This window comes from Pseudoalteromonas sp. TB41 (genome assembly GCF_000497975.1).
Lineage (GTDB): Bacteria > Pseudomonadota > Gammaproteobacteria > Enterobacterales > Alteromonadaceae > Pseudoalteromonas > Pseudoalteromonas tetraodonis.
The window spans coordinates 1-25,306 of sequence record NZ_AUTH01000086.1 but is presented as its reverse complement, the minus strand read 5'-3'; the positions used below and the strand labels follow the sequence as shown (position 1 = coordinate 25,306).

Below are 25,306 nucleotides of genomic sequence, written 5' to 3'. Positions count from 1 at the left end.
AAATGATTAAATTAAAATCTGTTAAACTACGCTACGTCTGTCAGCGGTTGAGCAAAGCTACTGATCTGTGCTTTTTCGCCAAACCAGTGTAATTCTTGATGCAGCGAAGCTACTTCACCAATAATCAGTAAAGCGGGTGAAATAATTTGATGTTGCTCAATGAGCTGCGCTAATTGGTCTAACTGTCCTGTGACAACACGTTGATTTTTGCGTGTGCCGTTTTCAATTATGGCCACTGGTGTTGTTGCTGCTCGCCCATGTTTTAATAGCTCGGCTTGAATATGCGGCGATTTAATCACCCCCATATAAATAGCCAGTGTTTGGTTTTTTTGTGCAAGCGACTGCCAATTAAGTTCTTGTCCTTCTTTTTTGCAGTGTCCGGTAACAAACTGAATAGCCTGAGCATGGTCGCGATGCGTTAAAGGAATACCTGCGTAGGCACTACATCCCGCGGCTGCCGTTATACCTGGCACTATTTGGTAATTTACGTTATTGGCTGCCAGTACTTGGACTTCTTCGCCACCACGGCCATAAATAAATGGGTCGCCCCCTTTAATTCGGCACACTTTTTTACCTTGTTGTGCTAAATCAACCAACATCTTATTTGTATCTTCTTGAGCTACGCTGTGATCGCCTAAGCGCTTACCCACACAGATTAAATCGGCATCGCGACGCACTAATTCCATGATCTCATCGGATACCAAGTAATCATATACCACCACATCGGCTTGTTGCATTAGTTGCAGCGCTTTTAGTGTGAGTAGCTCTGGATCGCCTGGGCCTGCACCGACTACGTATACTTCGCCTTCTGGTTCAACTTTGGCATCTAGCATTTGCTCTAGTTGTTGCTCAGCGCCATGGGTATCACCGGTTTGGACTTTGCTTACTACTGATGAATCAAACACGCCTTCCCAAAATTGGCGACGATCAGCAAAATGTTTAAAGCGTTGCTTTACTTTATGGCGAAAGCCACCGACCAAGTTAGCGAGTGGGCCGATATGCTGCGGAATAAGTGTTTCGAGCTTTTCACGTAAGCGCCTTGCTAAAACCGGCGCGGTACCTGCACTTGAAATCGCAATGGTAATTGGGTTGCGATCAACAATAGAGGGGAAAATAAAGGTACATTTAGGTTGATCATCCACCACGTTCACAAACACATTACGCGCATTGGCGAGTTCAAATACGGTGTTGTTTACTTCATCGTTGTCGGTGGCGGCAATAATCAAAATTTTGCCATCAAGATGCGACTCTTCAAAATAGGCATCAATTAATGTTACTTCATTATTATGCGCATGTTCTTTTAATTCTTCGCAAAACCAAGGGGCAACTAGCGTTACATCGGCACGTGCTTTTAAAAACGCACGGCATTTTCGCAAGGCAACCTCTCCACCGCCAACAACCAATACGGGTTTGTTGTCGAGTTTGGTAAAGATAGGTAAATATTGCACTGAATAACGCCCCTAAAAAATAATAAAGTGTTTAACTGAGAAGCAGAATATAGTGGCTATTGATAAGTAAAAAATAATTAAATCTTAGTTGATATTCTTAAAAGTTATATGAATCATGTTTTTTAGGTCTAAATCGTATTTAGTAAGGGGTAGAGTGACATTTAGTATAAAAAACGCGCTTATAGTGTTTGGTTATGAGCTATAGCAAGTTTAAGCTATGATGCTCTTATATAGTTTAAGGTCACACAATTTCATAGGCATAAAATGACAAACAATACTCAAAACGCCACGCTAGCCGTTAGCTTAATGGACTTAACCAGTTTAAACACTGATGATAGTCAAGCCAGTATTAACGCATTAGTAAACAGTATAAACCCTAAGCTAGGCACGCCTGCTGCGCTTTGTGTGTTTAGTGAATTTGTTGATGACGCTAAAATAGCACTTGCTAATCGCTTATTGAGCCATGTAAAGGTGGCCACCGTAACTAACTTTCCCTCTGGTGATGCGCCACTCAATGAAGTACTCAATGAAACCCTGATAGCCATAGAGCGGGGGGCCGATGAAATTGACCTAGTTATTCCTTATAAAGCGCTTTTAAAAGGTGAAGCCGATATCGTGCTGGAATACGTTAGTGAAAGTAAAAAGGTATGTGGCAGCCGTGCTAAGCTCAAAGTGATCATTGAAACTGGCGAGCTAAAAACAGCAGCATTTATTACTCAAGCAACCGAGCTTGCCATTCAAGGCGGAGCTGATTTTGTAAAAACCAGTACAGGAAAAGTAGCAGTAAATGCCACGCTTGAAGCAACTGAAATAATGCTTAAAGCCATCAAAAAATCATCAAAGCGAGTTGGTTTTAAGGCTGCTGGTGGAGTCAAGACCGCAGTAGATGCAAATGCTTATTTGCAACTAGCAACCGAGATTATGGGGCATGATTATTTAGCACCAGAAACATTTAGGTTTGGCGCTTCATCGCTGTTAAATGACGTTTATAAGGTGTTGAATGAAGCGCAGCAGTGATGCCGAAAAACAACAATTAGAGCACGATGCGGCCAAGTTGTTTTTGCGATGTTATGAACAGCAAATGGGAATTCATATGCGCCATATTTGGCACAATGAACCAAATAGACCCGATGTAAGCTGTTATCAAGAAAATCAGAAACTCGATATAGAGGTGGCGCATTTATACGCCAGTGAAACGGAAGCCATGGCCGTGTTAGGCCGGCCACTGTCGATACAAATGCAGCGTGATTTAGCCGACATGGCGCAACAACCAAGCGAACACCGGTTGCAATCAGCGTTGGAGCGCTTATTAAAACAAAAAGCGACTAAGCGTTATTATTCAAAGCGTACGTGGTTGTTAATTCGTAACGCTAGTACTATTTGGCATAAGAGCGACTTTGAAGCGGCAGTCAAAAAAGTATGTTTTCCAAATACCCATCAATTTGAACAAATATGGTTACTGTGTGATTTTTATCGCGGTGAGTTATTACGAGTAGATTAAAAGCGGCTATAGAGTAGCCGCTTTTTTATTGCTTAATTAAAAATCAAAGATGCTGATTAGTTAAACTTAAACATGTTGCCTAAGCTTTCTAGCCCTGACTGTTGAGTTTTTGCTAAACATTTTGAGTCATCTAAAGATTTCTTTGTTGTTTCATCGGCAAGGCCCGTTACTTTCAAGCTCTTCTCTTGTTGATACTCGCGCAGTGCTAATACAGTTTGACGGTCGTACTTAACGTCTTCAGTTTCAAACTCTTCATAATTAGGTTGGTTTTTTAAATACCCTAAGCAAACCAAGTTCATACGAGACATAGCCAAGTCCATTTTTTCGTAATGTGGCATTCTATGATTCGGCACATCGACAGCGACGGCAGCAGGTGCTGCTTTTTTACTAGTTACTTTTGGCGGCGGTGGCGCTGTATAGCCTGCTGCAAGCGTGTTGTTTTGGTTATAACGATAGTAGGTATCTGGAATTTTAGTTTCTAAAAATTCAACGGCTTTAATTATTACTTCTCGTAGTGCCTTTTCTTTTGGAGTGTCTGACCAACCACTAAGGCTTCCTCCAACGAGTGCGCCACCAAAGTTAGTCGCTGCGCTGGTAAAATCAAAATCTTTGCTACCACCCTCAACGCTAGTAGCGGCCAGAATACGTGAAGTGCGCGTATCAATTAAGCGTAAATCAATAGCCATGTGCGATCCAGAAAAGCCAGCTGAAACAGAACTAAACACATCACCAATAAAGCCGCCTGAACCAACACTTGCCCCTGAACTGTCATCATCAAATTCAGTAACCGCTGCAACGACGACAATCTCAGCGCCTTCAATTTCGCCATACGCAGCACCCGATTGTGCACTCACTCTGCCTGATACAGCTAAATCTTGCTCTGAAAGTACAGCGTCTAGTGCTTGGCGCTCCAATACAATAAAGCGATTAGTGCCAACAAGTGCGGTGGTAAGTTGATCTGCCATACCTTCACCAATTTCTTTTCGCCACCATCTAGAGTTATTCGACTTATCAGTGAAACGCGCCACGGCGATACGTGCTTTAGGGCCATTGTATTGCTGTTTGCTTACTTCATTAATGTCAGGCGAGTTTTGATTTGAAGTAACGTTTGTTGAGGTGCTTTGGCATGCGCTTAAGCTGGTTATTAATGCTGTGGCAAGTAGCGTTTTTTGTATGGATGAGAGCATAGGATTTTCCTTAATTTATGTGCTTAATTACATTTGTAGTTATTTTTTTAGCAATGGCTAATTAAGGTTAATTTAAATAAATCAGTAGCTTAAAAATAGTACTCAGGCGAAAGCTTTGAGTACACACGCGAAGCTAATTACTTTTACATGTTTGCGCTTCTCTGTATTGTTTTGGTGTAAGTGAATATTTGGCTTTGAAACAACGGGCAAAGTAACTTTGAGAGCTAAAGCCGGTGTTATCTGCAACTAAACCTATGGTTAAGTCGCTATCAGTTAATAATTTTGCTGCATATTCTAAGCGGGTATTGCGAATGTAATCGCTGGGTGTAATGTCAAAAAGTGCTTTCATTTTTAATTGCAGTGCACGAGGGCTCAAACACATTGCACTGGCAAACTCTTCCACGCTAAACAGTTCATTTTGGTAATTTTCACGCAAGATTGTTTTTAAGCGTTCTGTAAACGTGTAATCTTTATTCTGCTCTATTTGTACATCTAAGGTCACAGCATGTGCTTGGGCTGATAACTGTTTTATTAGGTGCTTATTTAACGCATCACGAATGCCTAATAAGCCATGAACCCGACTTTTTAATAATGATGCTTCAAAGGGTTTACACAGGTAGTCATCGGCCAGCAAATCAAGCCCCTTTATTCGACTGCGATTGTCTGCTTTGGCAGAGAGTAATAAAACAGGGATATGATTAATAGAGATATCTGAGCGAATGGCACTGAGAAGTTGATATCCATCCATCGTAGGCATCATTACGTCACTGAGCACTATATCGGGCATTTGAGTTTGGCACAGCACTAGCCCTTCTTCTCCATTATTAGCGGTGAAGCAGGTGTAGTTATCACTAAATAATGAAACCAGTAACTCACGCATTTCCTCGTTATCTTCAACAATGAGTAGTTTTTTGTTGTTTTCTACCAGCATAGTTTGAGAGGACGCTAGTTGTTTATCCGTTAATAAGTTATCTGATTCACACAATGGCAACGTGACTGTAAAACAACTTCCTTTGTTTATTTTACTGGCTAATGAAATTTGCCCGTCGTATTGCTCTACAAGCTGCTTAACCAGAGCGAGACCTATACCACTGCCTGTTTGGTTGTGTGTTGCAATACGAGTAAAGCGTTCAAAAATAAGCGCTTGCTGGTGCTCTTCAATACCAATACCAGTATCAGATACCGTTATAACAACATTATTGTTTGTGTTAGAAAGCGTTAGATTAACGGTTCCATCTGATGGGGTGTATTTAAGTGCATTGGTCAATAAATTATCAATAATAGATAAAGTATGTTTAGTTTCTAAATTTATGTAACTAGGCTGTTGCGTCGTGTCTTTAAAGGAAAAATTAATATTTTTTTGGGCAAACAAAATAGCAAAGTCGTCTACTATTTGCGCTACAAAAGGGCTTAAAGAATAAGCGGATACATACTCTGTAGCCGAACTTGGACGCTGACTTAACTGTAATAACTCATTGATTAAATTAAGAAGGCGGTGCCCGTTGCGCTTAATTATAGAAACTTGTTGTTGTGCTTGAGCACCAAGTTGTTGCTGTTGTAAGTTTTCTACTGGCGCTAAAATTAAGCTCAATGGCGTTTTAAGTTCATGACTGATGTTATCTAAAAATTGGGTCTTTAGTTGATTGAGCTTTCTTTCTTGTTGAATGAGTTGCTCTGCGGTTTTAGCTCGATAGCGTGACGCTAAAATTAACCATGTAATAATCAAAACTATTATAAAATAAGCCGCATAGGCTAATTGCGTTTGCCACCAAGGAGGCGTCACTGTCAGCTTTAGCATAGTGTGAACTTTGCTCCATTGCCCGTATTGATCTTTTACTTTTAATTGTAATTGATAGTTACCTGCACTTAGCTGTGAATAGTTAACTTGTCGTTGGCTTGCATCGGTATAGATAAATTGCTTATCTAAACCATTTAGCTTGTAAGCATACTGGTATTGATTAGCCGATGAAGCGTTATTAATGGCGGCATATTTAAAGCCAATGACCCCTTGGCTGGTTGGAAAAGAGAGTTTTTTAGTATGGTTTATTAGTTTTGCGGGCTGTTTTTTATCTGTTAAGTAGTTTTTTGTTTCACTTGCTTGGTTGTAAATTAATAGCTCAGTTAATACCGGGGTTGGTGCTGAAGTACTCAGTTGCAGTTTACTAGGGTAAAACTGATTAAAGCCATTGATTCCGCCAAAAAATAGCTCGCCATCAGGTGCTTGAAAAGCAGCACCTAAAATAAACGAATTATGCTGCACGCCGTCACGAGGTAAAAAATGCTGCATAGCTTGATTCGTGGGATTATAGCGAGTCAGTCCTTGGTTACTGCTTAGCCATAAGTAGCCTTTACTATCATCTTTAATGGCAAAAATATTATCGTTTAGTAATCCATCATGTTCGGTAATGTAAGAGATTTTTTGTGTTTTTTTATCAAGGCGGTTTAAACCACCAAAGGTACCCACCCATAAAGTATCGTTATTTTGTAGGTGCAAAGAGGTGACCATATTATGGCTTAAACCAGTTTGCGATACCTGATTGGCGGGGTAATGAGTAAATGATTCATCTTCCATGCTTAGATAATCTAAACCTGCACGCGTCCCGACCCATAATCCGTTTGTATTTTGATCAAAAAGCAGAGTAAACACGGTATTGTTAGCAAGACTATTAGTCGAGTTGTCGTGCTTGTAATGTTGAACCTCTAAGGTGTCGGGATTAAAGCGTGTTAAACCTTGATTGCTACCTAGCCATAAATTTCCTTTAGGATCGCTCGTTATCGCATAAACACGATCGCTGCTAAGCTGATGGCTTTGCATTGTATAGGTAATAAAATTATCTTCAGTTGGTTTATATTGCAGTAATCCGCCGCCATAAGTGCCAATCCAAAGTCGCTGCTTGTTATCTTCATGCAGGCTAAAGACATTATTATTGGTTAGGCCGCTTTGTAATTTTGAGTTAACTTTATAGTGCTTAAAACCTGTGTCGGTTTGTTTGTTTAAACCGTCACGAGTACCAACCCATAATTGGCCTTGTGTATCTTTGAGTAGAGCGCGAACAAAATTATGACTAATGGTATTGTCATCATCGCTCAAGTGCTGTTGATGCGAAAATTGATTTTGCTTTTTATCATAACGTTGTAACCCATAGCCATCTGTACCAATCCAAATGATACCGAACCGATCTTGATAAAGTGACAATAAGTAATCATTAGCAAGCCCATTTAGTTGCTGCTTATTGTGCGGTATGTGCTGAAAATTATTTTTAGATGTACTTTGCTCTGTTTTGTAAAATAAACCTTTACCATAACTTGTTAGCCACAAGGTATCGGTGTCGTCAACTAAGATATCGGTGATCCATACACCTGCAAACTGAGCAAACTCTAGAAAAGCCTCTGTTTTAGGGTTAAATAGGCTAAGCCCTTGTTTGCTTGCTACTAATAGCTGCCCTTGTGCATTTAATTGCAGCCGCCATAAATTTTTATGACTTCCTGCAATGTGATTAAAGGTTTTATGCTTTGGGTTAAACTTAATTAATCCTTCGTTGGTTGCTAACCAGACATTTTGTTGTGTATCTATAACAATATCTTGTATGACTGTATTAGCTTGCTCGGGGCTATTATAGCTAAGCGACTCTACTTCATTCTTGACTATATTTAGACGCGTTAACTTTCCATGCTCATGGCCTAACCAAATATTATTTAGGCTATCTGAAGCCAATGACCAAATGCGGTTATCAGTAATAGCCAACTCAGTGTGCGTATTAAAAACCTTAAATTGGCCGGTTTGAGTATCAAGTAAATTTAAACCATTACTGGCGGTAGAAAACCAAATAGCATGTTGATCGGCAGCCAGACAATCGGTGACCCAGTTTCCTGAAATGCTAGCCTCAGTAGGGTGAGACTTAAAGCGTTTAAACTCATAACCATCAAAGCGATTAAGACCGCCTTGTGTCGAAAACCAGTGAAACCCTTGCTTGTCAGTGATACTGCAAGTAATCGAATTTTGCGATAACCCCTGTTCACTAGAATATGTATCTAAGTGAATAGCGCGCGCGACGAGTGCACTGTGAAATAAGCATAAAACGCTTAGAATCACGATTTTGTAAAGTGTATGAAGTAAATGCACCCGCTTCCTTGTGCTATTAATATTCCTAAAAGTGAAACAATCATAAACTGCTTTTTTATTAATGTTAAGTTTGATTTTGAGTGTGGCCAATGAGATTTTAAGTTATGGGTATCTTTTTACTCTTGTGTTAATGGATTGCGTAAGTATAATAGGCATCCACTTTGCAGGGGCGTAGTTCCAATTGGTAGAACAGCGGTCTCCAAAACCGACGGTTGGGAGTTCGAATCTCTCCGCCCCTGCCAATTTTTACAAAGTGAATAAAGTCTAGAACTAAAAATCGGTTTGAGTAAGCTTGTTTTTAAGTTTAGATTTTAATGGATTAACCCTGTCGACGTGCAGGGTTGTTGTGTCTGTAGTTAAGGTAATAATATTATGAGCACGAATATAGAAACACCATCAAGTGGGATGGAGTCAGTAAAGTGGTTAGTAGCAATTGCGCTACTTGCAGGCGCAGTCGTTGGTAATCATATGTTTGCAGATCAGTCTGTATTACTACGTGCTATTGGCGTTGTGGTTGCAATAGCGGCGGGTTTAGCTATTGCTTCGCAAACTTTTAAGGGACGTACATTCCTTGCTTTTGCTAAAGAAGCGCGTATTGAAGTACGCAAAGTAATTTGGCCAACGCGTCAAGAAACAACGCACACGACATTAATCGTAATGGTTGCAACAGTGATTATGGCACTTATCCTTTGGGGATTAGATGGCATTTTATTCCGCGCTGTAGGCTTTTTAACTGGATTGGAGATCTGATCCCATGTCGGATGAGAATAACGAAAAGAAACTACGTTGGTACGTAGTACAAGCTTTCTCAGGTTATGAGAAGCGTGTTGCTCAAACATTATTAGAGCACATTAAAATCAAAGGCCTAGAAGATAGCTTTGGTGAAGTATTAGTTCCTACTGAAGAAGTAGTTGAGATGCGTGCTGGTCAAAAGCGTAAGTCTGAGCGTAAATTCTTCCCAGGTTACGTACTAGTACAAATGGATATGAACGATGCAAGCTGGCACTTAGTAAATAGCACTGAACGTGTTATGGGCTTTATTGGTGGCACATCAGACCGTCCTGCACCAATTAGTTCTAAAGAAGCTGATCGCATTCTTAATCGCCTACAAGAAAACGCTGAAGCGCCTAAACCAGCAACATTATTTGAACCAGGTGAAGTGGTTCGTGTTACTGATGGTCCATTTGCTGACTTTAGTGGTGTGGTTGAAGAAGTTGACTACGAAAAGAGCCGCGTAAAAGTATCGGTACTTATTTTTGGTCGTTCTACGCCAGTTGAACTTGAGTTTGGTCAAGTTGAACAAGATAAGTAATTGATTTAAAGCGTTGTGTTAAAAGTTTCTTAATTTTTGGCACGAAGCTTGAAAAAGGCCGCTGATTAACTTATAATCAGCGGCCTTTTTGTATTCAGGGAAAACGTTTGTTTAACTGTTTACTAAAAAGTGAGAAACCAATTTTTAAACTGGGAAGCCGCTAGAGTACGCGTCCTCGCGCGCACAAGGCTAAGACCCACCTAATGAGGTATTTATAATGGCTAAGAAAGTTGAAGCTCTAATCAAGCTACAAGTTGCTGCTGGTATGGCTAACCCTAGTCCTCCAGTAGGTCCAGCACTAGGTCAACACGGTGTAAACATCATGGAATTCTGTAAAGCGTTCAACGCACGTACAGAATCTATCGAAAAAGGCGCTCCAGTTCCTGTAGTGATCTCTGTTTACGGCGACCGTTCATTTACGTTCGACATGAAAACGCCACCGGCTGCTTACTTACTTAAGAAAGCTGCAGGTATCAAATCTGGTTCAGGCCGTCCTAACACTGAAAAAGTAGGCACAGTAACTCGTGCTCAACTTGAAGAAATCGTTGAGACAAAGAAACCAGACCTTACAGCTTCTGATTTAGAAGCTGCGGTTCGCACTATCGCAGGTTCTGCGCGTGCGATGGGCTTGAACGTAGAGGACTAAGATAATGGCTAAATTAACTAAACGTATGCGTACTATCCGCGAAAAAGTGGAAGTAACTAAAGATTACGAAATTAACGAAGCAGTTGCTCTTTTAAAAGAATTAGCGACAGCTAAATTCGTAGAAAGTGTTGACGTTGCTGTTAACCTTGGTATCGATGCTCGTAAATCTGATCAAAACGTTCGTGGTGCGACTGTACTACCTAACGGTACTGGTCGTGACGTTCGTGTTGCTGTATTCACTCAAGGCGCTAATGCAGAAGCTGCAAAAGAAGCCGGTGCTGAATTAGTAGGCATGGAAGATCTTGCTGAACTAGTTAAGAAAGGCGAGATGAATTTTGACGTTGTTGTTGCATCACCAGACGCTATGCGTGTTGTTGGTCAACTAGGTCAAATCTTAGGCCCACGTGGTCTAATGCCAAACCCTAAAACTGGTACTGTAACACCTAACGTTGCAGAAGCAGTTAAAAATGCGAAAGCAGGTCAAGTGCGTTACCGCAATGACAAAAATGGTATCATCCATACTACGATTGGTAAGGTTGATTTCACTGCTGAGCAGTTACAACAAAACCTTGAAGCTCTAATTGTTGCGCTTAAGAAGGCTAAACCTTCTCAAGCTAAAGGTGTTTACTTGAAGAAAGTAACTATCTCTACAACAATGGGCGCAGGTGTTTCTGTTGACCAAAGCACTTTAAGCACAGTTGTTGCTTAATTGAGTGTTTACATGGCGTGAAATTTGTACTATAATTTTGCGCCATTTTGTTGATTAATTTAGTTAATCGCAAAGTAAAGAATTCGGGTTGAAGTCCATAATTTCGAAGCGCCTTTGGGCAACGCGATAAATTGGGCTTCCGTCCAAGACCGTAGGCGGCTTCGGCCTTAATATTACCTACGTAGACGGTGTGAATCCCCAGATAGATTTTTCCTAATCTTCTGGCTCTCGCCGTAAAAAGCATCTCCATCTTTATTGATGGGGAAGAGTAAAACAGGGAAGCCGATAAACGGTAACCCATTAAACCAGGAGTAACACCCATGGCTTTAAATCTTCAAGGCAAAAAAGCAATTGTTGCTGAAGTCAACGAAGCAGCCAATGGTGCTCTTTCTGCAGTTGTTGCAGATTCTCGTGGTGTAACAGTTGGTGCAATCACTGCCCTTCGTAAAGAAGCTCGTGCAAATGGTGTTTGGATGAAAGTTGTCCGTAACACTTTAGCAAAACGTGCTTTTGAAGGTACAGAGTTTGAGTGCCTTTCTGACTCATTAGTTGGTCCAAGCTTAATCGCTTTCTCATCAGAGCACCCAGGTGCTGCTGCGCGTATCTTCTCAGATTTCGCGAAAAAGAATGAGCATTTCGAACTTAAGATGGCCGCTTTTGAAGGTAATGTAGTAGACGCAGCTATGCTTGCAACTCTACCTACATACGACGAAGCTGTTGCACGCTTAATGAGCGCTATGAAAGAAGCGTCTGCTGGCAAATTGTGTAAAACAATTGAAGCAGTACGTGTACAGAAAGAAGAGCAAGCTGCTTAATTTTAAGTTGTTTAATCCCTTTCGGTGTAAATTTATTTGGACCTTAGAGTCCGTTAATTATTAGGAAATTTGTAATGTCTGTAACTAAAGACCAAATCCTTGACGCAATTGCTGAAATGTCAGTAATGGACGTTGTTGCTCTAGTTGAAGCAATGGAAGAAAAATTCGGCGTAACTGCTGCAGCTGCTATGGTAGCAGGTCCTGCTGCTGAAGCTGCTGAAGAGAAAACAGAATTTGACGTAATCCTTACTGGCGCTGGCGCTAATAAAGTTGCGGCAATCAAAGCTGTTCGTGGCGCAACTGGTCTTGGCTTAAAAGAAGCTAAAGCACTTGTTGAAGCTGCTCCAACTCCAGTTAAAGAAGGTATTTCTAAGGAAGAAGCTGAAGCTCTTGCTAAAGAACTTACTGAAGCTGGTGCTGAAGTTGAGGTTAAGTAATCTAGCTTTTGCTAGGTTCGCTGCCTGAGAAATCAGGCAAGGGCTGGTGATTATTTAATCACCGGCCTTTTTGCGCTATAGAGCGACTATTCTTATAGCGCAAATAAAATCTGATTTATTCTTTAATTTCAACGCTTTATAGTTTGCTAGTGTTGAGGTGGGATTAAGTTGGAACAACAGTTAAATGTTGTACATCTTGGCATAGATGCCAGTTAAGTCTGTTCTTACAAGAACAGGTCGGGTCAAAGATCAGCAAGCTGAGGAACCCCATGGCTTACTCTTATTCTGAAAAGAAACGTATCCGTAAGGATTTTGGTAAACGTCCACAAGTTTTGGATATACCTTTCTTACTGTCGACGCAGTTAGAATCGTTTAAAAAATTCTTAGTCCCGGACGCTGATGGCGATCATGGTTTGGAAGCTGCCTTCCGTTCTGTGTTCCCAATTAAAAGCTACTCGGGAAATTCTGAGCTTCAATACGTAAGTTATCGTATTGGTGAGCCAGTATTCGATGTAAAAGAATGTCAAATTCGCGGTGTGACTTATTCTGCTCCACTTCGCGTGAAACTGCGTCTTGTAGTAATGGACAAAGAAGCTCCAGGCACAGTTAAAGACATTAAAGAGCAAGAAGTTTACATGGGCGAAATTCCGCTCATGACCGATACCGGTACTTTTGTAATCAATGGTACAGAGCGTGTTATCGTTTCTCAGCTACACCGTAGCCCTGGTGTATTCTTTGATAACGACCGCGGTAAAACTCACTCGTCAGGTAAAGTGCTTTATAACGCACGCGTAATTCCTTACCGTGGTTCATGGTTAGACTTCGAATTTGATGCAAAAGATAACTTATATGTACGTATTGACCGTCGTCGTAAATTACCGGCGTCTATCATCTTACGTGCACTTGAGTACACGAGTGAAGAAATCCTAGATATCTTCTTCGATACTACTGCGTTTGAAATTGCTGACGGTAAAGTTCTTATGGAACTTGTACCTTCACGTTTACGTGGTGAAACTGCCGCTTTTGATATCAAGAGCGAAGACGGTGAAGTCCTTGTTGAAAGCGGTCGTCGTGTTACGGCTCGCCACATCAAGAGCATCGAGAAAAAAGGCATTAATCAATTAGAAGTACCACATGAGTACATCATTGGCCGTGTATTAGCGAAGAACTATGTTGATGAGTCAACAGGTGAAATCATCGCGACTGCAAATGACGAGCTAACGCTTGAAATGATGGCTGAATTGGTTAAAGCAGGTCACACTACTATTGATACATTATATATCAATGAAGTGGACAGCGGCGCTTACATGTCAAATACATTAAACATTGACTCATCAAGCAACCGTTTAGAAGCACTAGTAGAAATTTATCGCATGATGCGCCCAGGCGAGCCACCGACGAAAGACGCGGCTGAAGCCTTATTTGAGAACTTATTCTTCTCAGAAGAACGCTATGACTTATCAACAGTAGGTCGTATGAAGTTCAATAGCCGTGTTGGTTACGATTCAGACACAGGCCCTGGCACATTAAGCAAAGAAGACATCGTAGCGGTTATGAAAGTATTGATTGCTATTCGTAACGGTGTTGGCGATGTTGATGATATAGACCACTTAGGCAACCGTCGTATACGTAGTGTTGGCGAAATGGCTGAGAACCAATTCCGTGTAGGTTTAGTACGTGTAGAACGTGCTGTACGTGAGCGTTTAAGCTTAGGTGACCTAGACGCGATCATGCCACAAGATCTTATTAATGCTAAGCCTATTTCGGCAGCAGTTAAAGAGTTCTTCGGCTCGTCTCAGTTATCACAGTTTATGGACCAAAATAACCCGCTATCAGAAGTAACGCACAAGCGTCGTATTTCTGCATTAGGTCCGGGCGGTCTAACTCGTGAGCGTGCTGGCTTTGAAGTACGTGACGTTCACGTAACTCACTACGGTCGTGTATGTCCAATCGAGACTCCTGAGGGTCCAAACATCGGTCTAATTAACTCATTGTCTACGTATGCACGTACCAATGACTACGGTTTCTTAGAAACACCTTACCGCAAAGTGGTAGACGGTGTAGTAACTGATGAAGTTGATTACCTATCAGCCATTGAAGAAGGTCAGTTTGTTATCGCACAGGCGAACTCAAACTTAACTGAAACCAATGAGTTTGTAGATGAACTTATTCCATGTCGTCACAAAGGTGAATCAACCTTTATGGGTCGCATGGACCAACAATATATGGATGTATCACCACAACAGGTGATCTCTGTAGCGGCCGCACTTATCCCGTTCCTAGAACACGATGATGCTAACCGTGCATTGATGGGTTCAAACATGCAACGTCAAGCAGTACCAACATTGAAAGCGGACAAACCGTTAGTAGGTACTGGTATTGAGTTAACACTAGCGAAAGACTCTGGTGTAACGATTGTTGCAAAACGTGGTGGTGAAGTAATGTATGCCGACGCAAGTCGCATCGTTGTTAATGTACATGAAGAAGAACGCATTCCTGGTGAAGCGGGCATCGACATCTACAACTTAACCAAGTACACACGTTCTAACCAAAATACATGTATTAACCAAAAACCAACATGCATGGTTGGTGAACCGGTTACTCGTGGCGATGTGTTAGCAGATGGTCCTTCGACTGACTTAGGTGACTTAGCCCTTGGTCAAAACCTTCGCGTGGCATTCATGCCATGGAACGGTTACAACTTCGAGGATTCAATCTTACTATCAGAGCGCGTAGTTGAAGAAGATCGTCTAACGACTATTCATATTCAAGAACTACAGTGTATTGCCCGTGATACTAAATTAGGCTCAGAAGAGATCACAGCAGATATACCGAACGTGGGTGAATCTGCACTAGGCAAGCTTGATGAATCAGGTGTTGTATATATTGGTGCTGAAGTTAAAGGCGGCGATATCCTAGTAGGTAAAGTGACTCCGAAAGGCGAAACGCAATTAACACCAGAAGAAAAGCTACTACGTGCTATCTTCGGTGAAAAAGCGTCTGACGTTAAAGACAGCTCTTTACGTGTACCAAACTCTGTAACTGGTACTGTAATCGACGTACAAGTTTTCACCCGTGATGGTGTTGAAAAAGATAAACGTGCGTTAGAAGTTGAAGACATGCAGCTTCGCGAAGCGAAAAAAGACTTCAACGAAGAGTTCCGTATTCTAGAAGCCGGTGTTTTAGACCGTGCACGCAAGTTACTTGTGGCAGCTGGTTTCGATGAAGACAACTTAGCGTCACTGAATGCTGAAAAGTTACTAACTCAAAGCCTTGCTGAAGAAGACAAGCAAGCTGAACTTGAGCAACTAGCTGCACAGTACGATGAGCTTAAAGCTGAATACGATAAGAAGTTTGAAAACAAACGTCGTAAAATTACCCAAGGTGATGACTTAGCACCAGGCGTACTTAAGATTGTTAAAGTATACCTAGCTGTTAAACGTCGTATCCAACCGGGTGATAAAATGGCGGGTCGTCACGGTAACAAAGGTGTTATCTCGACTATCGTACCAGTAGAAGATATGCCATACGATGACAAAGGTCGTACGGTAGATATCGTACTAAATCCACTAGGTGTACCATCACGTATGAACATCGGTCAGATCCTTGAAACACATATGGGTCTAGCTGCACGTGGTATTGGTGAGCGCTTAGAAGAAATGATGAAAGAGCAACGCGAGCTTCATGAGCTACGCGAATTCATTAAACAAGCTTATGAGATCGGTGAGTCTCGTCAGGTTGTGGATATTGCTAGTTTCTCTGATGACGAAATTCGTCGTTTAGCTGAAAACTTGAAAGGTGGTTTACCGATTGCTACTCCTGCATTTGATGGCGCGAAAGAAAGCGAAATCAAAGACATGCTAGAGCTAGGCGGCTACCCTAGAAGTGGCCAGGTTACACTTTATGATGGCCGTACTGGCGATCAGTTTGAACGTCAAGTAACTGTAGGTTACATGTACATGCTTAAACTTAACCACTTGGTTGACGATAAGATGCACGCACGTTCTACTGGTTCTTACAGCCTTGTTACTCAGCAGCCGCTGGGTGGTAAAGCACAGTTCGGTGGCCAGCGTTTTGGTGAGATGGAAGTATGGGCACTTGAAGCTTACGGTGCTGCTTACACGCTACAAGAAATGCTAACAGTGAAATCGGATGACGTGAACGGTCGTACTAAGATGTATAAAAACATCGTTGATGGTAACCATAAAATGGAACCAGGTATGCCAGAATCGTTCAACGTATTGTTGAAAGAAATCCGCTCACTGGGTATCAACATCGAGTTGGAAGAAAATTAAGCCAATTAGATGCTGCAGTTAGCGCTGCAGCATCTGTTATGGCTGAATAGAATGTAGGGACGAGAACATCCGTCCTCAAGATTAACTCCGACAGGAGAGCTAAGGTGAAAGACTTACTTAAGTTTCTGAAGCAACAAAATAAGACCGAAGAATTCGATGCAATTCGCATTGGTCTTGCTTCACCAGACATGGTTCGCTCATGGTCATACGGTGAAGTAAAGAAACCTGAGACTATTAACTACCGTACTTTCAAGCCTGAGCGCGATGGCTTATTCTGTGCCCGTATTTTCGGCCCAGTGAAAGATTATGAGTGTTTATGTGGTAAATATAAACGCCTTAAACACCGTGGTGTGATCTGTGAAAAGTGTGGCGTTGAAGTAACACTCACTAAAGTGCGTCGTGACCGTATGGGTCATATAGAACTGGCAAGTCCAGTTGCGCATATATGGTTTTTAAAATCATTACCGTCACGTATCGGCTTAATGCTTGATATGACGCTTCGTGATATTGAACGTGTTCTTTACTTCGAATCATTCGTAGTAACTGAGCCTGGCATGACAACGCTTGAGCGTGGTCAGCTATTAGGTGAAGAAGAATACCTAGATGCACTTGAAGAGCACGGTGATGAATTTGAAGCGAAGATGGGTGCTGAAGCAGTATTAGACTTACTGCGTGAACTCGATCTTGCTCAATTAATTGCAGAAATGCGTGAAGAGTTACCAACAATTAACTCTGAAACTAAGCGTAAAAAGATCACTAAACGTCTTAAGTTAATGGAATCGTTCCACCAATCAGGTAATAACCCTGAGTGGATGATCATGACAGTACTTCCAGTATTGCCACCTGACTTACGTCCATTAGTACCACTAGACGGTGGTCGTTTTGCGACATCTGATCTAAATGACCTTTACCGTCGCGTTATTAACCGTAATAACCGTCTTAAGCGTCTACTAGATTTAGCTGCACCAGATATTATCGTACGCAACGAAAAACGTATGTTACAAGAAGCGGTCGATGCGCTACTTGATAACGGTCGTCGTGGTCGTGCTATTACAGGTTCTAACAAACGTCCTCTTAAATCGCTTGCTGATATGATCAAAGGTAAGCAAGGTCGTTTCCGTCAGAACTTACTTGGTAAGCGTGTAGATTACTCTGGCCGTTCTGTAATCACGGTTGGTCCTACACTTAAGCTTCATCAGTGTGGTCTTCCTAAGAAGATGGCATTAGAGCTTTTCAAACCATTCATCTATGGCAAATTAGAGCGTCGTGGCATGGCTACGACAATCAAAGCTGCTAAAAAGATGGTTGAACGTGAAGTAGCGGAAGTATGGGATGTACTAGACGAAGTAATTCGTGAACATCCAGTATTACTTAACCGTGCACCAACACTTCACCGTTTGGGTATCCAAGCGTTTGAACCTGTGCTTATCGAAGGTAAAGCGATTCATTTGCACCCATTAGTATGTGCGGCGTACAACGCCGATTTCGATGGTGACCAAATGGCGGTACACGTACCGCTAACAATTGAAGCGCAACTTGAAGCTCGCGCGTTAATGATGTCTACAAACAACATCTTATCGCCTGCTAATGGTGAGCCAATCATCGTTCCTTCACAGGACGTTGTATTAGGTCTTTATTACATGACGCGTGATCGTATTAACGCAAAAGGCGAAGGCGCCGTATTTAAAGATCCTAAAGAAGCAGAAAAAGCATACCGTAGTGGTAGTGCCGACCTTCACGCTATCGTGAAAGTACGTATTAGCCAATCAGTTAAAAACGAAGAAGGTGTTGTTGAAGACACTGTAACCGTAATTGATACTACTGTTGGTCGTGCGATTCTGTCTTTAATTTTACCAAAAGGCATGCCGTATGAGTCAATCAACCAAGCCCTAGGTAAAAAGCAGATTTCTGGCTTAATTAATGAGTGTTACCGTCGTCTTGGTCTAAAAGACACAGTTATGTTTGCTGACCAAATCATGTACACCGGTTTCCACTATGCAATGAAGTCTGGTGTTTCAATTGGTATCGATGACTTAGTTATCCCACCAGTTAAAGCAGCAATCATTGAATCAGCTGAAGCTGAAGTAACTGAAATCAACCAACAATTCCAATCAGGTCTTGTAACGGCTGGTGAAAAGTACAACAAAGTTATCGATATCTGGTCACGTGTAAATGAAAACTTATCACGTGAAATGATGGCCAACTTGTCAAAAGACACGGTTATCAATGCAAAAGGTGAAGAAGTAGAGCAACCGTCATTTAACTCAGTGTTTATGATGGCCGACTCAGGTGCTCGTGGTAGTGCCGCTCAGATCCGTCAGCTAGCAGGTATGCGTGGCCTAATGGCACGTCCAGATGGTTCAATCATCGAGACGCCAATCACGGCTAACTTCCGTGAAGGTCTAAACGTACTTCAGTACTTCATCTCAACGCACGGTGCGCGTAAAGGTCTTGCCGATACAGCACTGAAAACAGCGAACTCGGGTTACCTAACGCGTCGTCTAGTAGACGTTGCACAAGATTTGGTAATCAACGAAGACGATTGTGGCACAGAAGATGGCTTAACAATGAAACCGCTAATTGAAGGTGGTGACGTTGTAGAAGCACTTCGCGAACGTGTACTAGGTCGTGTTGTCGCTGAAGATGTTGTAATACCAGGTACTAATACAGTACTTGTTGAACGTAACATCATGCTTGACGAAAAACTGTGTGACCTTTTAGAAGAGCACTCAGTTGATGAAGTTCGCGTACGTTCAGTTATCACTTGTGATAACGACTTTGGTGTATGTGCTAAGTGTTATGGTCGTGACCTTGCACGTGGTCATATCATCAACGCGGGTGAATCAGTAGGTGTTATCGCAGCTCAATCAATCGGTGAGCCGGGTACACAGCTTACGATGCGTACCTTCCACATCGGTGGTGCGGCATCAAGAGCGTCTGCTGAAAATAATGTACAAGTTAAAACAAACGGTACATTAAAACTTCACAACGCTAAATATGTATTAAATACAGACGGTAAGATTGTTATTACCTCTCGTTCTACCGAGATCACTATCATTGATAGCTATGGTCGTGAGAAAGAGCGTTATAAAGTACCTTACGGTGCGGTATTAACAGTGCAAGACAATGCAGAAGTTCAAGGTAACGACATCGTTGCTACTTGGGACCCGCATAGTCACCCAATCGTTCTTGAGCATAAATCAAAAGTATCGTTCAGCGATATCGATGATTCAAACACTGAAGCACAGACTGACGAACTAACGGGTTTAACTCGTGTAGTTGTTAAAGATCTTGCTAAAGCGAATGCGAAAGAGCCAAAGCTTATCATTGAAAGTGATGAGCGTGGCTTGCAAGAAACGCGTCTTCCTTCATTCACTACGATTGAAGTAACAGACGGCGCGACTGCAAACCCAGGTGACGTGTTAGCACGTATTCCGCAAGAAGGTTCGAAAACTCGTGATATCACGGGTGGTCTACCACGCGTAGCCGACTTATTTGAAGCACGTAAGCCGAAAGATCCAGCTATCTTAGCTGAAATCACCGGTACGATTAGCTTCGGTAAAGAGACTAAAGGTAAGAAACGTTTAGTTATTACACCAGCTGAAGGCGATCATTACGAAGAAATGATTCCTAAGTGGCGTCAACTTAACGTGTTTGAAGGTGAACAAGTGTCTAAAGGTGAAGTTATCGCCGATGGTCCAGAATCACCGCATGACATCTTACGCCTACGTGGTGTGACTCATGTTGCTAATTACATTGTTAACGAAGTGCAAGAGGTTTACCGTTTGCAGGGCGTTAAGATCAATGATAAGCACATTGAAACTATTATTCGTCAAATGCTACGTAAATGTATCATTCTAGACGGTGGTGATACTGAGTTCTTAGCCGGTGAGCAAATTGAAGTGGCACGCGTTAATATCGCAAACCGCGACCTTGAAGCTCAAGGTAAGATCCCAGCTAAGTTTGAAATCCAGTTAATGGGTATCACAAAAGCATCACTAGCGACAGAATCTTTCATCTCAGCAGCCTCGTTCCAGGAGACAACTCGTGTCCTAACAGAAGCCGCTGTAAATGGTAAGAGCGATGAACTACGCGGTCTGAAAGAAAACGTAATTGTGGGTCGATTGATCCCAGCCGGTACCGGTTTTGCGTATCATCAAGAGCGTATGGCTCGTCGTAAGCAAAAAGACGTTGTTGAAGAGCAAACGGTAAGTGCGGAAGAGGCAACTCAAGCACTCACTGATGCTTTAAACGCGGATTTATCTGGAAATCAATAAACCGAATCTAATCAATAGATTAGAGTTTTACAAGGCAGTTATCTACTGCCTTGTGAGCGGTTTAGGTTGACAGGTCAATCTTTGCTCATTAAAATTCCGCCACCCATTTACTTGCACGTTTAAAACATGCTGGTAAAACAAGGGCGGATTTTTTATTTTTTTCAGTAGTAATTTTAATTTCAGGAGCTATTTAAATGGCAACTATTAACCAGCTAGTGCGTAAGCCACGTCGTAGCAAGGTTACTAAAAGTAACTCAGCTGCGCTTAAAGCGTGTCCGCAAAAGCGTGGTGTATGTACTCGCGTATATACAACTACACCTAAGAAACCAAACTCGGCGTTACGTAAAGTAGCTCGTGTACGTTTAACTAACGGTTTCGAAGTAACTTCATACATCGGTGGTGAAGGTCATAACCTTCAAGAGCACAGTGTAATCCTAATCCGTGGTGGTCGTGTTAAAGATTTACCAGGTGTGCGTTTTCACACTGTACGTGGTGCACTTGACTGTGCAGGCGTTAGCGACCGTCGTCAAGCTCGTTCTAAATACGGTGCAAAACGCCCTAAAGGCTAATTGTTTTCCGTTAGTAAGGCCAAGCACTAAATATTATTAATTATTGTTTTGGGTGATTGACTCGAAAGAGCAAACCTGAATAAACCGGAGATACAAAATGCCTAGAAGACGCGTAATAGGTCAACGTAAAATTCTTCCAGATCCTAAGTTCGGATCGGAACTTCTTGCTAAGTTCGTTAACATCGTAATGTTAGACGGCAAGAAATCTACTGCTGAAAAAATCGTTTATGGTGCGCTAGACGTGGCTGCTGAGAAATCAGGCAAGTCGCACCTAGAAATCTTTGAAACTGCACTTGATAACATCCGTCCACAGGTAGAGGTTAAATCTCGCCGTGTTGGTGGTTCAACTTATCAAGTACCAGTTGAAGTACGTCCAGTACGTCGCAACGCATTAGGTATGCGTTGGTTAGTAGACGCTGCACGTAAGCGTGGCGAAAAATCTATGGGCTTACGTTTAGCTCAAGAAATCGTTGACGCTGCTGACAACAAAGGCACTGCGGTTAAGAAACGTGAAGACGTTCACCGTATGGCTGAAGCGAATAAAGCATTCGCTCATTACCGTTGGTAATCTGTCCTTAACCTTTAAGAGGATTTTATGGCACGTACAACTCCACTTGAGCGTTACCGCAATATCGGTATTTGTGCTCACGTAGATGCAGGCAAAACCACCACAACAGAACGTGTTCTGTTCTACACAGGTCTTTCTCATAAGATCGGTGAAGTACATGATGGCGCCGCAACTATGGATTGGATGGAGCAGGAACAAGAGCGTGGTATCACAATCACTTCTGCTGCAACAACGTGTTTCTGGAAAGGGATGGACGCGCAATTTGACGACCATCGCATCAATATCATTGATACCCCAGGACACGTAGATTTCACTATCGAAGTAGAGCGTTCTTTACGTGTACTAGATGGTGCGGTAGTTGTTCTTTGTGCTTCATCTGGTGTACAGCCGCAAACTGAGACAGTTTGGCGTCAAGCGAACAAATACGAAGTTCCGAGAATGATCTTCGTAAATAAAATGGATCGCACAGGCGCTGACTTCTTAACGGTTGTCGGCCAGGTGAAATCTCGTCTTGGAGCAACGCCTGTTCCAGTCCAGTTGCCAATTGGCGCTGAAGACGACTTTAAAGGTGTTATTGACCTTATTAAAATGAAAGCTATTAACTGGAATGATGAAGACCAGGGTATGACTTTCTCTTATGAGGCAATACCGGCAGAACTTCAGGATTTAGCTGAAGAATGGCGCTCTCATTTAGTTGAAAGCGCTGCTGAAGCCTCTGAAGAACTAATGGATAAATACTTAGAAGGTGAAGAGTTAAGCGAAGCAGAAATTAAAAATGCTTTGCGTCAACGCACATTAGCGAACGAAATTGTTCCCATGACCTGTGGTAGTGCATTTAAAAACAAAGGCGTTCAAGCTGTGCTTGATTGCGTTGTTGAATACATGCCATCACCCACACAAGTGAAACAAATCCAAGGTATCCTCGAAGATGGTACCGAGGAAGAGCGTCCTGCTGATGATAAAGCGCCGTTTGCTGCACTTGCTTTTAAGATTGCAACAGACCCGTTTGTTGGCACCTTGACCTTTTTCCGTGTTTACTCTGGTACTGTTAAACAGGGTGACGCGGTATATAACCCAGTAAAAAGTAAGCGTGAGCGTCTTGGTCGTATCGTTCAGATGCATTCAAACTCACGTGAAGAGATCAAAGAAGTCTACGCAGGCGACATCGCGGCGGCTATTGGTCTCAAAGACGTAACAACAGGCGAGACACTGTGTGATCCGAATTCTATTATTACGCTAGAGCGTATGGAATTCCCAGAACCAGTTATCTCTGTTGCGGTTGAGCCTCGCACAATCGCTGACCAGGATAAAATGGGTATCGCGCTAGGTAAACTAGCGGCAGAAGATCCATCTTTCCGCGTACAAACTGACGAAGAATCAGGCCAGACGATTATCTCTGGCATGGGTGAACTTCACCTTGATATCATTGTCGACCGTATGAAACGTGAATTCAGTGTTGAATGTAACGTTGGTAAGCCGCAGGTTGCATACCGAGAAGCTATTCGTTCAACTGTTGAAGTTGAAGGGAAGTTTATACGTCAATCAGGTGGTCGTGGTCAATATGGTCACGTCTGGCTTAAACTTGAACCGATGGATATTTCGGATGATGAAGCCCCAATTTACGAGTTCGTTAACGAAACCGTAGGTGGGTCAGTTCCGAAAGAATACATCCCTGCGGTAGACAAAGGTATCCAAGAGCAAATGGCTCAAGGTGTACTGGCAGGCTACCCATTACTTGGCGTGAAAGCGACTTTATATGATGGTTCATTCCATGATGTAGATTCGAATGAAATGGCATTTAAAATAGCAGGTTCACTCGCTATGAAGCAAGGTGCGCTAGATGCAAACCCTGCTTTATTAGAGCCAGTAATGAAGGTTGAAGTACTCACTCCTGAAGCAAACATGGGTGATGTAGTTGGCGACCTAAACCGTCGTCGCGGCATGATCGAAGGCATGGAAGATGCACTTGGTGGACTTAAGCAAATTAATGCTCAGGTTCCGTTATCTGAAATGTTTGGTTATGCGACTGCTTTACGATCTGCAACACAGGGCCGTGCCTCATACTCTATGGAGTTTTTGAAGTACGCTGAAGCCTCTAAACAGGTTGCAGATACAATAATTTCAGCTCGCGCTGTTATATGATTTTAGCTTGTCTGGCTCAATACTGAGTCAGGCTTTAATTTCTTTATTAGGAATTTTTTAAGATGGCAAAAGAAAAGTTTGAACGCGTAAAACCGCACGTAAACGTTGGTACAATCGGCCACGTTGACCACGGTAAAACTACACTAACTGCAGCAATCACTAACGTACTTGCAAAAGTATACGGCGGTGTTGCTAAAGATTTCGCATCAATCGATAACGCTCCAGAAGAGCGCGAGCGTGGTATCACAATCTCAACTTCACACGTTGAGTACGATACGCCTACTCGTCACTACGCACACGTAGATTGTCCTGGTCACGCCGATTATGTTAAAAACATGATCACTGGTGCTGCTCAAATGGACGGCGCTATCTTAGTAGTTGCTGCGACTGACGGTCCTATGCCACAAACTCGTGAGCACATCCTACTTTCTCGCCAAGTTGGCGTTCCTTACATCGTTGTATTCATGAACAAATGTGACATGGTTGATGATGAAGAGCTACTTGAGCTAGTAGAAATGGAAGTTCGTGAACTTCTTTCTGAATACGACTTCCCAGGTGATGACTTACCACTAATTCAAGGTTCTGCACTTAAAGCACTTGAAGGCGAAGAGCAATGGGAAGCTAAAATCGTAGAGCTTGCAGAAGCACTAGATACTTACATTCCAGAGCCAGAGCGTGACATCGATAAGCCATTCATCATGCCTATCGAAGACGTTTTCTCAATCCAAGGTCGTGGTACTGTTGTAACTGGCCGTGTTGAAGCTGGTATCATCAACGTGAACGACGAAGTTGAAATCGTTGGTATCAAAGAGACGACTAAGTCTACTTGTACTGGTGTTGAGATGTTCCGTAAGCTTCTTGACGAAGGTCGTGCTGGTGAGAACATTGGTGCACTTTTACGTGGTACTAAGCGTGAAGACGTTGAACGTGGTCAAGTACTAGCTAAGCCTGGTTCAATCAAGCCACACACTACATTCACTTCAGAAGTATACGTACTTTCGAAAGATGAAGGTGGTCGTCATACTCCATTCTTCAAAGGTTACCGTCCACAGTTCTACTTCCGTACAACTGACGTAACAGGTGACGTACAGTTACCAGAAGGCGTAGAAATGGTAATGCCTGGTGATAACGTTAAGATGACTGTAACGCTAATCGCGCCAATCGCGATGGACGAAGGTCTTCGTTTCGCTATCCGTGAAGGTGGCCGTACTGTAGGTGCTGGTGTTGTAGCAACTATCGTAGAGTAATAATTAACGTTTAAGTTAATTGTTAGAAAA

Annotated in this window: 17 protein-coding genes and 1 tRNA gene; 15 read left to right on the top strand and 3 right to left on the bottom strand. The window is 42.4% G+C overall.

Annotated elements, in window-relative coordinates:
- Window positions 1-26 precede the first annotated feature (26 nt).
- Window positions 27-1,448 carry a siroheme synthase CysG gene (gene cysG, locus L641_RS0114075; protein WP_016900055.1) on the bottom strand — a complete coding sequence of 474 codons (1,422 nt, stop codon included), beginning with the start codon at window positions 1,446-1,448 and terminating at the stop codon, window positions 27-29.
- 264 nt (window positions 1,449-1,712) lie between these two features.
- Here cysG and deoC point away from each other — a divergent pair, with 264 nt between their 5' ends.
- A complete protein-coding gene (gene deoC, locus L641_RS0114070; protein WP_024602217.1) occupies window positions 1,713-2,465 on the top strand; it encodes a deoxyribose-phosphate aldolase in 753 nt (250 codons plus the stop codon).
- Window positions 2,449-2,949, top strand: a complete 501-nt coding sequence (locus L641_RS0114065; protein ID WP_024602216.1) for a hypothetical protein — start codon at window positions 2,449-2,451, stop codon at window positions 2,947-2,949. The genes deoC and L641_RS0114065 overlap by 17 nt, the downstream gene beginning before the upstream one ends.
- Before the next feature lie 56 nt (window positions 2,950-3,005).
- Here L641_RS0114065 and L641_RS0114060 read toward each other — a convergent pair whose 3' ends face one another.
- The gene (locus L641_RS0114060) at window positions 3,006-4,136 is read right to left on the bottom strand and encodes a CsgG/HfaB family protein (protein WP_013463841.1); all 1,131 of its coding nucleotides are present in this window, start codon (window positions 4,134-4,136) and stop codon (window positions 3,006-3,008) included.
- Between the two features lie 133 nt (window positions 4,137-4,269).
- Window positions 4,270-8,259 carry a hybrid sensor histidine kinase/response regulator transcription factor gene (locus L641_RS0114055; protein ID WP_024602215.1) on the bottom strand — a complete coding sequence of 1,330 codons (3,990 nt, stop codon included), beginning with the start codon at window positions 8,257-8,259 and terminating at the stop codon, window positions 4,270-4,272.
- Between the two features lie 165 nt (window positions 8,260-8,424).
- Between L641_RS0114055 and L641_RS0114050 the strand changes: the two genes are divergently transcribed.
- The 13 genes from L641_RS0114050 (at window position 8,425) to tuf (ending at window position 25,276) form a co-directional block, all read left to right on the top strand.
- Window positions 8,425-8,501, top strand: a tRNA-Trp gene (locus L641_RS0114050).
- Between the two features lie 130 nt (window positions 8,502-8,631).
- Window positions 8,632-9,009: a preprotein translocase subunit SecE gene (secE, locus tag L641_RS0114045; RefSeq protein WP_013463843.1), complete on the top strand. Its 378-nt coding sequence runs from the start codon at window positions 8,632-8,634 to the stop codon at window positions 9,007-9,009.
- A 4-nt stretch (window positions 9,010-9,013) separates the two neighbouring features.
- Window positions 9,014-9,571 (top strand): transcription termination/antitermination protein NusG, encoded by a 558-nt coding sequence (gene nusG, locus L641_RS0114040; RefSeq protein ID WP_013463844.1) that lies wholly within the window; start codon window positions 9,014-9,016, stop codon window positions 9,569-9,571.
- Window positions 9,572-9,788: 217 nt separating this feature from the next.
- A complete protein-coding gene (gene rplK / locus L641_RS0114035; protein WP_008108462.1) occupies window positions 9,789-10,217 on the top strand; it encodes a 50S ribosomal protein L11 in 429 nt (142 codons plus the stop codon).
- Between the two features lie 4 nt (window positions 10,218-10,221).
- Window positions 10,222-10,926 carry a 50S ribosomal protein L1 gene (gene rplA, locus L641_RS0114030; RefSeq protein WP_013463845.1) on the top strand — a complete coding sequence of 235 codons (705 nt, stop codon included), beginning with the start codon at window positions 10,222-10,224 and terminating at the stop codon, window positions 10,924-10,926.
- Between the two features lie 320 nt (window positions 10,927-11,246).
- On the top strand, window positions 11,247-11,741 hold the full coding sequence (gene rplJ / locus L641_RS0114025; RefSeq protein ID WP_013463846.1) for a 50S ribosomal protein L10: 495 nt from the start codon (window positions 11,247-11,249) through the stop codon (window positions 11,739-11,741).
- A gap of 74 nt (window positions 11,742-11,815) precedes the next feature.
- Complete coding sequence (rplL, locus tag L641_RS0114020) at window positions 11,816-12,178, top strand: 50S ribosomal protein L7/L12 (RefSeq protein ID WP_013463847.1); 363 nt, start codon at window positions 11,816-11,818, stop codon at window positions 12,176-12,178.
- A 269-nt stretch (window positions 12,179-12,447) separates the two neighbouring features.
- Complete coding sequence (gene rpoB / locus L641_RS0114015) at window positions 12,448-16,473, top strand: DNA-directed RNA polymerase subunit beta (RefSeq protein ID WP_024602214.1); 4,026 nt, start codon at window positions 12,448-12,450, stop codon at window positions 16,471-16,473.
- A gap of 104 nt (window positions 16,474-16,577) precedes the next feature.
- Window positions 16,578-20,750 (top strand): DNA-directed RNA polymerase subunit beta', encoded by a 4,173-nt coding sequence (gene rpoC / locus L641_RS0114010; protein WP_024602213.1) that lies wholly within the window; start codon window positions 16,578-16,580, stop codon window positions 20,748-20,750.
- 194 nt (window positions 20,751-20,944) lie between these two features.
- Entirely contained in the window at window positions 20,945-21,319 is a 375-nt protein-coding gene (rpsL, locus tag L641_RS0114005; protein ID WP_002958885.1) for a 30S ribosomal protein S12, read from the top strand.
- 97 nt (window positions 21,320-21,416) lie between these two features.
- Complete coding sequence (gene rpsG, locus L641_RS0114000) at window positions 21,417-21,887, top strand: 30S ribosomal protein S7 (RefSeq protein WP_010392135.1); 471 nt, start codon at window positions 21,417-21,419, stop codon at window positions 21,885-21,887.
- Between the two features lie 27 nt (window positions 21,888-21,914).
- Window positions 21,915-24,029, top strand: a complete 2,115-nt coding sequence (gene fusA / locus L641_RS0113995) for an elongation factor G (RefSeq protein WP_013463850.1) — start codon at window positions 21,915-21,917, stop codon at window positions 24,027-24,029.
- A 62-nt stretch (window positions 24,030-24,091) separates the two neighbouring features.
- Window positions 24,092-25,276, top strand: a complete 1,185-nt coding sequence (gene tuf / locus L641_RS0113990) for an elongation factor Tu (RefSeq protein ID WP_013463851.1) — start codon at window positions 24,092-24,094, stop codon at window positions 25,274-25,276.
- Window positions 25,277-25,306: the final 30 nt, after the last annotated feature.